Origin of the sequence: Amorphoplanes friuliensis DSM 7358 (assembly GCF_000494755.1) — a bacterium.
Taxonomy (GTDB): domain Bacteria; phylum Actinomycetota; class Actinomycetes; order Mycobacteriales; family Micromonosporaceae; genus Actinoplanes; species Actinoplanes friuliensis.
Genome location: NC_022657.1, coordinates 3,429,655 through 3,442,547 on the forward strand (window position 1 = coordinate 3,429,655; position 12,893 = coordinate 3,442,547).

At 70.6% G+C, this 12,893-nt stretch carries 9 protein-coding genes; 7 read left to right on the forward strand and 2 right to left on the reverse strand.

The features are described 5' to 3' along the window. Window positions 1-35: 35 nt before the first annotated feature. On the reverse strand, window positions 36-644 hold the full coding sequence (locus AFR_RS15975) for an acyltransferase (protein ID WP_023361519.1): 609 nt from the start codon (window positions 642-644) through the stop codon (window positions 36-38). 315 nt (window positions 645-959) lie between these two features. On the opposite strand from AFR_RS15975, the gene AFR_RS15980 reads away from it, so the two are divergent. From AFR_RS15980 to AFR_RS16010, 7 genes are all read left to right on the forward strand, one after another. Next, entirely contained in the window at window positions 960-2,033 is a 1,074-nt protein-coding gene (locus AFR_RS15980; RefSeq protein ID WP_023361520.1) for a Gfo/Idh/MocA family protein, read from the forward strand. Next, window positions 2,030-2,995 (forward strand): NAD-dependent epimerase/dehydratase family protein, encoded by a 966-nt coding sequence (locus tag AFR_RS15985; RefSeq protein WP_023361521.1) that lies wholly within the window; start codon window positions 2,030-2,032, stop codon window positions 2,993-2,995. The genes AFR_RS15980 and AFR_RS15985 overlap by 4 nt, the downstream gene beginning before the upstream one ends. Continuing rightward, window positions 2,992-4,131 (forward strand): DegT/DnrJ/EryC1/StrS family aminotransferase, encoded by a 1,140-nt coding sequence (locus AFR_RS15990; RefSeq protein ID WP_041842270.1) that lies wholly within the window; start codon window positions 2,992-2,994, stop codon window positions 4,129-4,131. Before AFR_RS15985 ends, AFR_RS15990 begins: the two co-directional genes overlap by 4 nt. Continuing rightward, window positions 4,128-4,784, forward strand: a complete 657-nt coding sequence (locus AFR_RS15995; RefSeq protein ID WP_023361523.1) for an acetyltransferase — start codon at window positions 4,128-4,130, stop codon at window positions 4,782-4,784. Before AFR_RS15990 ends, AFR_RS15995 begins: the two co-directional genes overlap by 4 nt. Before the next feature lies 1 nt (window position 4,785). Continuing rightward, window positions 4,786-5,886: a DegT/DnrJ/EryC1/StrS family aminotransferase gene (locus AFR_RS16000; protein WP_023361524.1), complete on the forward strand. Its 1,101-nt coding sequence runs from the start codon at window positions 4,786-4,788 to the stop codon at window positions 5,884-5,886. A gap of 112 nt (window positions 5,887-5,998) precedes the next feature. Then, window positions 5,999-7,258 (forward strand): MFS transporter, encoded by a 1,260-nt coding sequence (locus tag AFR_RS16005; protein ID WP_238547288.1) that lies wholly within the window; start codon window positions 5,999-6,001, stop codon window positions 7,256-7,258. Continuing rightward, entirely contained in the window at window positions 7,255-8,304 is a 1,050-nt protein-coding gene (locus AFR_RS16010; protein WP_023361526.1) for a TolB family protein, read from the forward strand. The genes AFR_RS16005 and AFR_RS16010 overlap by 4 nt, the downstream gene beginning before the upstream one ends. Before the next feature lie 629 nt (window positions 8,305-8,933). Here the strand turns inward: AFR_RS16010 and AFR_RS16015 are convergent. Then, a complete protein-coding gene (locus tag AFR_RS16015; protein WP_023361527.1) occupies window positions 8,934-12,686 on the reverse strand; it encodes a DUF4082 domain-containing protein in 3,753 nt (1,250 codons plus the stop codon). Window positions 12,687-12,893: the final 207 nt, after the last annotated feature.

The following is a 12,893-nucleotide window of genomic DNA, read 5'->3' on the forward strand; positions in this document are numbered from 1 at the left end:
CGCCGGCCTCGCCGGTCCGAGACCGGCGGGGCCGCTCAGTCCTCGGTCAGCAGCCCGCCGGTCTCGGTGAATCCCGCGCCGGTCTCCGGGCAGACCCAGGCGCCGTCACCCTTGGCGACCAGTGGGCGGCCCGCGCGGCCGACCCAGCCGATCCGCCGGGCGGGCACACCGACCACGAGGGCGAAGTCGGGAACGTCCTTGGTGACCACGGCACCCGCCGCGACCAGCGCCCAACGGCCCACGCTCACCGGGGCGACACAGACGGCCCGGGCACCGATGGCCGCGCCTTCACCGATGGTCACGCCGACCGCGGTCCAGTCGTCGCCGGACTTCAGCCGGCCGTCGGGGGTGACGGCGCGGGGATATTCGTCGTTGGTGAGCACCGCGGCGGGACCGATGAACACGCCGTCGCCGAGGCGGGCGGGCTCGTAGACCAGTGCGTGGTTCTGGAGCTTGACGTTGTCGCCCACGACCACGCCGGGGCCGACGTAGGCGCCGCGGCCGATGGTGCAGTTGCTGCCGAGGGTGGCGTCCTCGCGGATCTGGGCGAGGTGCCAGACCCGGGTGCCCGCGCCGATCGTGGCGCGCGGGTCGACGTCGGCGGTCGGCGCGACAGTTGCACCGTCGGGAGAAACGTCGGCCATATCGGGTCCTTCCGGGCGGGCCCGTCACCGGTCGGGCGGACCCGGCCAGAGTAGTGGCGACGGGGGCCGGACGATATCGGGAAGCCGACGCTACGGGTCGATCTGACCGATGGTCGGCGTCGGCCCTGACCGACAAGTGCCGCGGCGGTGACCGAAGGTACCGGAGCACCCTCCCGGCTTCCGCCGTAATTCCGTCACTCATCTGGCGGCGGGCCCGGCGACATCGATAGCTTCCCCACGGACCCCGCGCGGGAGACCCGCCCGCACCGGCACCCTCGCTCTTCCGACGAAGCCGTGGCTTCCCCAACGAAACGGATGTCTGTGACTCCTCCGCCCGCGTCCGGACCGATCGGCGTCGCCGTTGTCGGCGCCGGTTACTGGGGACCGAACCTCGTCCGCAACTTCCAGGCGACACCGGCCTTCCGGTTGCGCCGGCTGTGCGACCTCGACGTCGAGCGGGCCCAGCGGGTCCTCGGCGGCTACTCGACCGTCCAGGTCTCCGCCGAGCTCGACGAGGTCCTCGCCGACCCCGAGGTGCACGCCGTCGCCATCGCCACCCCGGCCGGCACCCACCTGCCGGTCGCCATGGCCGCGCTCGAGGCCGGCAAGCACGTCCTGGTCGAGAAGCCCCTGGCCGCCACCTACGAGGAGGGCCGCCGGCTCGTCGAGGAGGCCGACAAGCGTGGCCTGACCCTGATGTGCGACCACACCTACTGCTACACCCCGGCGGTGCTGCGCATCCGCGAGCTCCTGCACTCGGGTGAGCTGGGCGAGCTGCACTTCCTCGACTCCGTCCGCATCAACCTCGGTCTGGTGCAGCGCGACATCGACGTGGTCTGGGACCTGGCCCCGCACGATCTGTCCATCCTGGACTTCGTGCTGCCGCCGGGTGTCAGTGTCACCGAGGTCGCCGCGCACGGCGCCGACGGCATCGGTGCGGGCCGGGCCTGTGTGGCCTACCTGACGCTGCGCCTCAACACCGGTGCGATCGCGCACATCCACGTCAACTGGCTGTCCCCGGTGAAGATCCGCACGTCCATCTTCGGTGGCTCGAAGCGGACCCTGGTGTGGGACGACCTCAACCCGAGCCAGCGTCTCGCCATCTACGACCGTGGTGTCGACGTGGCCGCGCCCGAGGAACTCGGCGACGAGCAGCGGCGTGACATCCTCGTCTCGTACCGCTCCGGCGACATGGTCGCACCGGCGCTGACCGAGCGGGAAGCGCTGCGCACGATGGTCGAGGAGTACGCACGGGCCATCACCACGGGCACCCCGGCTCTGACCGACGGCCGCTCCGGCCTGCGGGTGCTCGAGATCCTCCAGGCCGCCTCGCGCAGCCTGGCCGAGGGCGGAAAGATGATCAAGCTCGACGAAGGGCGCATGGCGTGACTGGCGTACAGATCGAGGGCGCACGCGCCCTCGTCACGGGCGGGGCAGGCACCATCGGCTCGCACGTCGTCGACGAACTCATCCGTGGCGGTGCCGCGGAGATCGTCGTCCTCGACAACTTCGTGCGGGGCCGGCGGGAAAATCTCGCCTGGGCCGACGCGAACGGGTCGGTACGGCTGGTCGAGGGCGACATCCGTGACCAGGCCCTGGTGCGGGAGGTGACCGCCGGCAAGGACCTCGTGTTCCACCTCGCCGCGATCCGCATCACCCAGTGCGCGGAGGAGCCCCGGCTGGCCAACGAGGTGCTGGTCGACGGCACCTTCAACGTCATCGAGGCGGCGGCCGAGGAGGGTGTCAAGAAGCTCGTCGTGTCGTCGTCGGCGTCGGTCTATGGCCTGGCGGAGGAGTTCCCGACCACCGAGCGGCACCACCCGTACAACAACGACACGTTCTACGGTGCGGCGAAGGCGTTCAACGAGGCCACGCTGCGCAGCTTCCACAGCATGAAGGGCCTCGACTACGTCGCCCTGCGCTACTTCAACGTCTACGGCCCCCGGATGGACATCTTCGGCCTCTACACCGAGGTCCTGATCCGCTGGATGGAACGCATCGAGTCGGGCACCCCGCCGCTGATCCTCGGCGACGGCCTGCAGACCATGGACTTCGTCCACGTCGCCGACATCGCCCGCGCCAACATCCTGGCCGCCCGCGCCGACGTGACCGACGAGGTCTTCAACATCGCCAGCGGCACCGAGACCAGCCTCAAGGAGCTGGCCCAGGCGCTCAGCGAGGTCATGAAGTCCGACCTGGCCCCCGAGCACGGCCCGGCCCGTGCGGTCAACGGCGTCACCCGGCGCCTGGCCGACACCAGCGCGGCGGCCGAGAAGCTCGGCTTCCGCTCCGAGATCGACCTCCACCAGGGCCTGCAGGGCCTCGTGGAGTGGTGGCGGTCGTCGCGATGACGCAGCGCAAGATCCCCGTGATGATCCCGCTGCTGGGGGAGGAGGAGGCGCTGGCCGCGGCCGACGCCGTCCGCTCCGGCTGGGTCGCCCAGGGCCCCCGCGTCGCGCGCTTCGAGCAGGAGTTCGCGGCGACCGTGGGTGCCGCCCACGGCGTCGCCGTCAGCTCCTGCACCACCGGTCTGCACCTGGCGCTGGTGGTGCTCGGGATCGGGCCCGGCGACGAGGTGATCGTGCCGTCGCTGTCGTTCATCGCCACCGCCAACGCCGTCCGCTACGTCGGCGCGACCCCCGTCTTCGCCGACGTCGACCTGGCCACCGGCAACCTCACGGTCGAGACCGTCGACACCGTCCGCACCCCGCGTACGCGGGCAGTCATCGCCGTGCACCAGGGCGGTGTCCCGTTCGACGTGGCCGCGCTGCGCAAGGCCGCGGACGGCTGGGGTGTCGGCCTGGTCGAGGACGCGGCCTGTGCCGCCGGCTCGACCGCGTACGGCCAGCCCGCCGGTACGGGCGCCGCGATCGCCGCGTGGTCGTTCCACCCCCGCAAGCTCATCACCACCGGTGAGGGCGGCATGATCACCCTCGACGACGCCGACCGGGCTGTCCGCCTGCGCCGCCTGCGCGAGCACGGCATGAACGTCTCGGCCGCCGACCGGCACGCCAGCGCACAGCCGGTGCTCGAGGCGTACCTGGAGACGGCCTACAACTACCGGATGACCGACATCCAGGCGGCGGTCGGGCTCGTGCAGCTCGGCCGGCTCGCCGGGCTGGTCGAGCAGCGCCGGGCCCTCGCCGCCCGTTACCAGGAGCTGCTGGCGGACCTCGACGGGCTGGTGCCGGTGCGCGACCCCGCGTACGGGCAGACGAACTACCAGTCGTTCTGGGTCCTGATCAACCCGGAGTTCGGTGCCACCCGCGACGAGGCGCTCGCCGTGCTGGCCGAGCGCGGTGTGTCCGCCCGGCGCGGCATCATGGCCGCACACCTCGAGCCCGCGTACGCCGATGTTGCACCGGGCCCGCTGCCGGTGACCGAGCGGCTGACCCGGGACTCGCTGATCCTGCCCCTGCACCACGCGCTGACCGCCGACGACCAGGACTACATCGTCGGGATCCTGCGCGACCTGGCCCGGCGGTGAGAAACCTCGTCATCGTCGGCGCGGGCGGCTTCGCCCGCGAGACGGCTGCCGCCGCCACGGCAGCCGGCCGCCAGGTTCTGGGCTTTGTCGACGACGATCCCGCCCTGCACGGCACGACGCGGTCGGGGGTGCCGATCCTCGGCAGCGTCGACAGCGTGCGGGAATTGACCGACGCCGCCGTGGTGGTGTGCGTCGGCAATCCCCGCAACTACACCGCCCGGAAGAGCATCGTCGAGCGCCTCGGCCTGCCCGCCGAGCGTTACACGACGGTGGTGCACCCGTCGGCCTCGATCGGCGCCGGCAGTGTGGTCGGCCCGGGCAGTGTGCTGCTCGCCGGTGCGGTGCTGACCGCCGACGTCACCGTGGGCTCGCACGTCGCGGTCATGCCGCAGGTCGTGCTCACCCACGACGACCGGGTCGCCGACTACGCCACTGTCGCTTCGGGCGTACGCCTGGGTGGTGGTGTGGTGCTCGAAGCCGGCGCGTACGTGGGTGCCGGAGCCCTCGTCCGCGAGAGCGTGACGATCGGTGCCTGGTCGCTGGTCGGCCTGGGCTCGGTAGTGCTGCGCGACGTCCCACCCGGCCAGGTCTGGGCCGGCAATCCCGCTCGTCTGTTACGCGACGCCGGTGTCCTGGCGTCCCCGAGGAGTTGATATGACCCGCATCCCGCTCGTCGACCTGGCCGCCGCCCACGCGGAAGTGGCCGAGGAGGTCGAGACCGGCTTCAAGCGCATCATCGCCGAGACGGCGTTCATCGGCGGCGCCGAGGTGGCGGCGTTCGAGCAGGAGTACGCCGCGTTCTCCGGCCTGCCGCACTGCATCGGCGTGGCCAACGGCACCGACGCGCTCGAGCTGGCCCTGCGCGCGGTCGGCGTCGGCCCCGGCACCGAGGTGATCCTGCCGGCGAACACGTTCATCGCCACCGCCGAGGCCGTCGCCCGCGCCGGCGCCCGGGTGGTCCTGGTCGACTGCGACCCGGCGACCTACCTCATCGACGTCGAGGCCGCGCTCGCCGCCGTCACTCCCGCCACGCGGGCCATCGCGCCCGTCCACCTGTACGGCCAGCTGGCGCCGGTCGAGCAGCTCCGCGCCGGTCTCGCGGGCCGTGACGTGGCCATCGTCGAGGACGCCGCCCAGAGCCAGGGCGCGACCCGTCACGGCGTCGCTGCGGGTGCGGACGGCATCGCGGCCACCAGCTTCTACCCCGGCAAGAACCTCGGCGCGTACGGCGACGCGGGGGCGGTCGTGACGGCCTCGGAGGAGCTGGCCACCACGGTCCGCACGCTGGGCAGCCACGGCGGCCTCAAGAAGTACACGCACGACCTGATCGGCGTGAACAGCCGCCTCGACGGCCTCCAGGCGGTCGTCCTGCGCGCCAAGCTGACCCGTCTCGCCGGCTGGAACGACCGCCGTCGCGCCGCCGCCGCCCGCTACGACGAGCTGCTCGCCGGCCTCGACGTGGTGCGCCCGGTGACACTGGACGGCAACGAGCACGTCTGGCACATCTACTGCATCCGGGTGCCCGGTGGCCGCCGCGACGCCGTCGTGGCCGAGCTCAACGCCGCCGGTGTCGGCGCCGCGATCCACTACCCGGTGCCGGTGCACCGCACGGGCGCGTTCGAGCACCTGGGCGGCTCGTTCCCGAACGCCGAGTCGGCGGCGCCCGAGATCATGTCGCTGCCGATCTACCCGCAGATCACCCCGGACCAGCAGACCCGGGTCGTGGAGACGCTGACGGCGGCGATCGCTGGCTGAACGTCGGATCCGGCCGCCCGAACTGCCGACAGATCGGGCGGAACAGGCCTCGGCGGGTGTCAGAGGCCGCCGATAGTGTGGGGCCGCCCGATTCAGGCAGACGGCCCGGAAGGTGGCAAGCAACGTGTACGTGTCGCTGCGGGACCGGCCCGGTGCCGACGCGGCGCCGGGGGCCGGTCGCACCGTCCGCCGGGTCTCGTCGACGGTGGTGCTCCTCGGCATCGTCAGCCTCCTGACCGACGTCTCGTCGGAGATGGTGGCCTCGGTGCTGCCGCTGTACCTCACGGCGGCGGTCGGTCTGAGCCCGGTCGCCTACGGCTTCCTCGACGGGACCTACCAGGGTGTCAGCGCCTTCGTGCGCATCGCCGGCGGTTATGCCGGCGACCGTGGTGGTCACCCCAAGTGGGTCGCGGTCCTCGGGTACGGCGCGTCGGCGCTCAGCCGCATCGCCATGCTCCCCGCCGCGGGGTTCGCCGCCATCACCGGCGTGGTGACCGCCGACCGGCTCGGTAAGGGACTGCGCACAGCACCACGGGACGCACTCATCGCGGAGGCGTCCGACCCGGCCACACTGGGCCGGTCGTTCGGCGTCCACCGCGCCCTCGACACGTGCGGTGCCGCCCTCGGGCCACTGGTGGCGTTCGCGCTGCTGGCCAGCGTGCCGGGCAGTTACGACTCCATCTTCGTGGTGTCGTTCGCGTTCGCCCTGGCCGGCCTGGCGGTCCTCGTCCTCTTCGTGCCCAACCTGCGGACGGCGGCCGGTGCCGCCCGCGTCGGCCTGCGCCGGGCCCTGCGCGAGGTCGGCGGCCGCAAGCTGCGCCGGCCCCTGCTCGCCGCCGGTGTGCTCGGCCTGCTGACCGTCGGCGACGGCTTCATCTACCTGTCGCTGCAAAATCGCGACGACTTCGCCGCCGGCTACTTCCCCCTGCTGTACGTCGGCACCAACGTGGCGTACCTGGCTCTGGCCGTACCGATGGGACGCCTGGCCGACCGGGTCGGCCGCGGCCGGGTCCTGGTGGCCGGCCACGGCGCGCTCTTCGCCTGTTATCTGATGGCCGCGCTGCCCGCCGGCGGCATCGGTCTCACGCTCGGCGTCCTGCTGCTGCTCGGTGTCTTCTACGCCGCCACGGACGGTGTGCTGCCCGCCCTGATCAGCCGTCTGGTGCCGGCCGAGACCCGGGGGAGCGGCATCGCGGCCGCCCAGACCGTCGTGGCGCTGGCCCGCTTCGCCTCGTCCGTGCTCTTCGGTCTGCTGTGGAGCCTGCAGGGGCCGAGCCGGTCGCTGGTGCTCTTCGCGGTGGTGCTCGCCCTGGTAGTGCCGGTGGCGGCCTGGCTGCTGCGCGGCATCGACCGCCCCGAGGTGGCCGCATGACCAGCACCGACCTGCGCCCGGCGGGCACCGTGAAAATGCGTGCGGGCCTGCTCGCAGGGATCGTCGTCGCCGCGGCGGCCGGCGCCGGCGGTTACGTCTGGAACGTCCGCCAGGACCAGGCCGCAACGATCGCCAACGCCCCCGCGGTCGCGGCGGGCGGCGACCTCACCACCCTGCGCACCCAGCCGCACCTGGTCTTCCGCAGCACCGCCCTGGGCCCGGACTACGGCCGGGTCGCGGTGGTCCCGCTGACAGCCCCAGGCGGCCCCCGCACGTTCACCCCAGCCACCTGCGAACGCGTCTACGCCACGCAGGGCGACGCCATCTGCCTCTCGGCGCAGCGCGGACTCGTCACCAGTTACCAGGCGCGACTGCTCGACGCCTCCTGGGCACCCACCCGTGACCTGCCGCTGACCGGTGTCCCGAGCCGCGCCCGCCTCTCCCGCGACGGCTCGCTGGCGGCCACGACCACGTTCGTCTTCGGCGACTCGTACGCCAACCCCGGGCAGTTCTCCACACGGACGATCGTCACCCGTACCGACGGTGAGGTCGTCGGGGACATCGAGAAGTTCAAACTGACGGTCGACGGCAAGGTCGTGAAAGCCGCCGACCGCAACTTCTGGGGCGTCACGTTCGTCGACGACGACCGCTTCTACGCCACCGCGGCATCCGGCGGAAAAACCTGGCTCGTCGAAGGCAGCCTGAAAAGCCGTGCGGTCACGGCACTCCGAGGCGACGTGGAATGCCCGTCGCTGTCCCCGGACGGCACCCGCATCGCCTTCAAGAAACACGGCGACCTCCCGGCGGGCCGCTGGCGCCTGGCGGTCTACGACCTGCGCTCCGGCACGGAAACCCTCCTGGCCGAGACCCGCAGCATCGACGACCAGGTCGAATGGCTCGACGACAGCACCGTCGTCTACGGCCTGCCCCGCGACACCGCCAGCTCCGCCTCCAGCGACGTCTGGAAGGTGCCCGCGGACGGCAGCGGGGCGCCGCAGACCCTGATCCAGGACGCCTGGTCGCCCGCGGTCGTCCGTACACCATGACAGCCTGAAGCTCCCGGGCGATTCCTGTCGTGCGTGGTTGCATGGCACAGACCGTCGCTCACGCCGAGACCGGCCGGGGGCGGCCAATCGCCTGGCGGCTCATGAGCAGCCACCCCCACCCTGCCAGGTCCGTGCTCCCCGGCCCGGTTTCCGTGAAGTTGGGCTTTGTCGGCTTGCTGTAGGGCCGGCTTCCTCGAAGTTGGGGTTTGTGGGGCTGCGGTGGGGCTGACTTCTTCGGAGTTGGGCTTCCGGGCTCGCCGTGGGCCCGGTTTTCTCGGAGTTGGGCGTTGGCGGTTCGCTGTAGGCCCGACTTCGTTGAAGTTGGGCCTTTCGAGGTTGCTGTAGGCCCGACTTCGTTGAAGTTGGGCCTTCCGGGGTTGCTTTAGGCCCGACCTCCTTGAAGTTGGGCCTAGTGGGTCTTCCGAAGGGCCCCGCGTGCGCAAGCTGAGTGAGAGGTCGGCGGAGAGGTCCGCGGCGCGCGTGTAGTAGCCGTCGACTTCGGATCCACTGCGACCGAGCTTGGAACGCCCGCTTTGTGGCCACCCGCTATGAGCCAGGGGTCCGGACATGCAGCGGCGCGCCGCCCTGGCGGGGGTGGCGCGCCGCTTGGTGCGTGGTTTGTCCGGTCGTCAGCTTCCCGAGGGGAAGAAGTAGACGTCCACCCAGAAGTTGTGGTTCGAGGTGCCGGTCGGGAAGGCCGAGGAGCCGTACTTGTAGAGGCCGCCGCCGGGTTCGACGGTCAGGGCGCCGTTGGTTGTCGTGTCGGCGAAGCCGTTGAGGTCCGCTGCGTAGTAACCGCGAGTCGTGTTGTACGAGGCGACATACGTGGTGTTCGCCGTGATCGCGACCGGCTGGTCGAACAGCATGGTCTGCCAGCCGGACGCGGACTCGTGGGTGAACGTGCCGCTGGCCTTCTCCTGGCCGTCGGCCGCCCACAGCGTGCCCTTGTGCACACCGGTGTTCTGCGAGCCCTTGTAGAAGCGCAGGCCGCGGACGGTGCCGGCGACGCTGGACTTGAACTTGACGCCGACCTCGATCGTCGAGTTGTCGTCGAACGATGCCACCGCGGGTGTCCGGGTGCCGAGGATCGTGGCGGCACCGGCCGGAGGATCGGGCTGGGTGGGGAGCGCCGGCGGCGGGCCGTCCGGCACGTACAGCGGGTCGATCCAGTAGTTCGTCGAGCCGTAGCTGCGGTTCGGGAAGACGTCGCCACCGTAGGCGTAGACGCCGTTCTCGCCGGCGGGTGCCGTCAGGTAGCGGTCCTCGGTGGCGTACGGCTCGTTGAAGTAACCGGGGTTGTTCGAGTAGTTGCCGTTCGAGGCCCAGTAGGCGGCGACGTAGGTGGTCCCGGCGGTCACGTCGACCGGCTGGGAGAAGTGCACCTTCTGCCAGCCGGAGCCGGTGCCCGCCCCGAAGGTCGCCTTGGCCTTCATGCTGCCGTCGGCGCCGTAGAGCGTGCCGATGTGCGTACCGGTGTTGCCGGGTCCCTGGTAGTAGCGGACACCGATCACCTTGCCGTTGACGGTCGGGGTGAACTTCACGCCCAGGCTCACCGAGTCGGAGTCACCGGAGGACGCGTTCTGCGGGAGTGCACCGGCCGGCATCAGCGTGACGACCTGCGCGTACGGCGTCGTGGTGAACGACCAGGTGTACGGAGCCGACATCGAGCGGTTCTGGGTGTCCTTCGCCGTGACCGTCGCGGTGTAGGTCAGGCCCACGCCGAAGCCGTTCGCCGGCGTGAACCGCACCGTTCGGGTGGAGCTGTCGTAGGAGGTGCTGCCGGTGATCGTGACGTTGGCCGCGTCCTTGACGGTGACCTGAACGCTGGAGGCGTCCAAGGGCTTGCTGAACAGCGCCGAGAGTCGCGTGTCGAGGTCGATTCCCGTCTCGCCGCCGTCGGGCGTCGTCGCGAGCACGCTCGGCGGCGCGGTGTCGCCGTCGACGAAGAGCACGTCCACGTAGTAGTTCGCGTCCGTGGTGGACGGCTCGGCCGGGAAGCCGTTGCCGGGCCGGAAGATGCCGTTGCCCCCGGAAGTGACACCGCGCGGCGCACTGAGCGGGAACGCGTTGTGCGGCAGCGCGCTGAAGAACCGGTCGTCCGCGGCGTAGTGACCGTTCGGCGCGTAGTAGGACGCGACGTAGGTCGTGTTGCGGGTGACCGGCAGCGGGCTGGAGAACTTCAGCGTCTGCCAGCCGGTGCTGGTCTCGTCGGAGAAGGTGCCGTTGCGCAGCAGTTCGCCGGTCGAGGACCAGATCGCGCCGCGGTGGCTGCCGGTGTTGCCCGCGCCCTTGTAGAAGCGCACGCCGGTGATGTTGCCGTCGGCCTGGGGCACGAACTTGATGCCGAGGGTGGCGGCCGAGGCGTCGTCCGCCGCAGGCACCGCGGGCACCCGCTGACCGAACAGCGAGCTGGAGCCGTCGAGGTCGAGCGTCCGGCTTGCCGGGCTCTGCTCGAGGTTGCCGCTGTCGTCCACGGCCCGGGCCTTGAGCACCTGGGCCGCGGCGCCGTTGCTGTAGAAGCTGTAGGCCCACGACGAGGTGCCGGTGGCCGGATGCCAGGTGGCACCCGCGTCGGTGGAAACCTCCACGCCGGCGACCCGGCCGCCACCGCTGTCGGTGGCGGTACCCGTGACGGTCACCTTGGCGCCATTGGTGGCCTTGCTGCCCTCGGCGGGCGAGGCGAAGGCCGTGTCCGGTGCGATCGTGTCCGTGGAGGCGGAGGCCGCGACCATGCCGGTCATCAGCGTCGTCGGCTGGGCGCCCATGTCCGCGAGCAGGTTGATGGTCGCCTGTTGCATCCGGGAGTCGGCGGGGGACTGCGTACCGTCGTGCTCCGAGTCGAGGCCCCACGCCCATTGGATGGTTCCGGCGCCGAAGACCAGGGCGCCGCTGGCGGCACGGTAGAGCGTCATGTTGTGGGTCGTCGTCCCGGGCGTCACCGCGGTGCCGAAGTCACGCAGGTATTCGGGTGCTTCGCCGGTCGTGGTGGACAACCGGAACAGGCCCGCCGGGCGGAAGCCGTTGTCGAGATCCTCGTCCGACTCGTAGCCGACCGTGTGCGGTGCGAGCGTCGCGGTCTGCCCGGCCGACTGGTTCGCCACCGAGGTGTTGCGCCAGAACCGGTTCTTTCCCTGATCCGCCGGCACCTTCATCGCCAGGTCCGTGTTGTTCGACATGTACGCCGTACCGGTCAGGGCGTTCTCCGGTTTGCCGCCGTTCGACGGTGGGCTGAACCGGGGGTCACGCCAGGTGCCGGTCCACTCCGAGGAGGGGTCGATCTTGGCTTGCGCCCACGTCTCCTTGTAACAGACCAGGGTCCGGTACGGCGTGTTCGTACCGTCGACGCTGCTTTCCCAGCGGGTCTTCCAGTAGACCTCGTTGCCGCTGAAGAAGGCGAGGTTGACGTTGGCGTCGCGAGCTGCCTCGACGTGCGCACGCTGGGGTCCGGACCAGTATTCGTCGTGACCGACGGAGAGGAACGTCTTGTGGTTGCGGATCAGCTGGCCCCGGCGGTCGGCATCGACGTCGGAGGTGTAGCTGACGTCGTAGCCGTTGCGCTCGAGGAACCGGATCATCGGGAACTCGTTGCTGAAGACGTAGTCGCGGCCCTCGCCGATGTTCCGCGTCTCGAACGGCCGGTTGTAGCTGACCTTCAGCGCCCGCCCGTTGGCGCCGCCCCAGTAGAAGTTGGAGCCGCCGTAGGTGTTGTAGGCCTGCCAGGTCGCGTCCGAGGTCTTGAAGTACAGCTTCGAGGTGCTGGCGTCGTTACGGACGACAAACGGGATCTGACTCGCGCCACCGGTATCGGTGCGCGTGAGACGTGCGATGAATACCCCGGAAACGGTCGCCGCCGGAACTGCCCAGCTTGCCGAAACCGTCCACGTTCCGCAGTCATAGATCTCGGTTGTCGGATTGACGACGCAAGCGGGCTGGGTGGGGCCTTGCGGCGGATTCAGGGTGGCGTGCTTTCGCGCGCCGTTACCGCCGTAGTAACCGAGCCGGTAAATGTCGATCCGGTACGGACCGGCCGACTTGACCTTGAAGCTCACCGTCTGTCCGACGTTGACGCTCATGTCGGTCGCAAAGCCCTGAATGGTGTCGTCGCCGGCACCCCAGATGTCGTCCCACTCCGAGGGCGGCGAGCCTGTTTTGCTGTTCTCGCAGGCGATCGCGTTGACCGGGGTCGCGCAGGGGTCGGCGGCGAGCACCGGGGACGCCTGCACCCCGAAAGCCAGCACCAGGGTCACCGAGGCGGCCACCGCGACGATCGGGCGCCACCGATGGTGACCGGTGCGCTGCGGAGAATCACCGGACAGGCCGGCACCCGCGGCGGTCCGCCGCAAGGCTCTGACAAAACGCGCACCGACGGTGGTGCCGGGCATTGTGCTCACCGCGATAACTCCCCACGACGCCATGGATCAGGACGCACCGATACGCCCACCCATGAATGTGAGCCGACGGTAGGTGGTGCCGAATAGTCCACGCAAGACACATCAGCCTCGAAAGGCAACACCGGTCAGTCTCTGTAACTCAGCCGTTCGGCCAGCCGCGACGAATATCGCCGGCGATCAGCTCGTGAATAATCGACG

Excerpts from the sequence above, each read along its gene's own strand:
- AFR_RS16000 (WP_023361524.1), top strand. The coding sequence starts at position 4,786 with ATGACCCGCATCCCGCTCGTCGACCTGGCCGCCGCCCACGCGGAAGTG.
- AFR_RS15980 (WP_023361520.1), top strand. The coding sequence starts at position 960 with ATGTCTGTGACTCCTCCGCCCGCGTCCGGACCGATCGGCGTCGCCGTT.
- AFR_RS16015 (WP_023361527.1), bottom strand. The coding sequence starts at position 12,686 with ATGCCCGGCACCACCGTCGGTGCGCGTTTTGTCAGAGCCTTGCGGCGG.
- AFR_RS15975 (WP_023361519.1), bottom strand. The coding sequence starts at position 644 with ATGGCCGACGTTTCTCCCGACGGTGCAACTGTCGCGCCGACCGCCGAC.
- AFR_RS16010 (WP_023361526.1), top strand. The coding sequence starts at position 7,255 with ATGACCAGCACCGACCTGCGCCCGGCGGGCACCGTGAAAATGCGTGCG.
- AFR_RS15990 (WP_041842270.1), top strand. The coding sequence starts at position 2,992 with ATGACGCAGCGCAAGATCCCCGTGATGATCCCGCTGCTGGGGGAGGAG.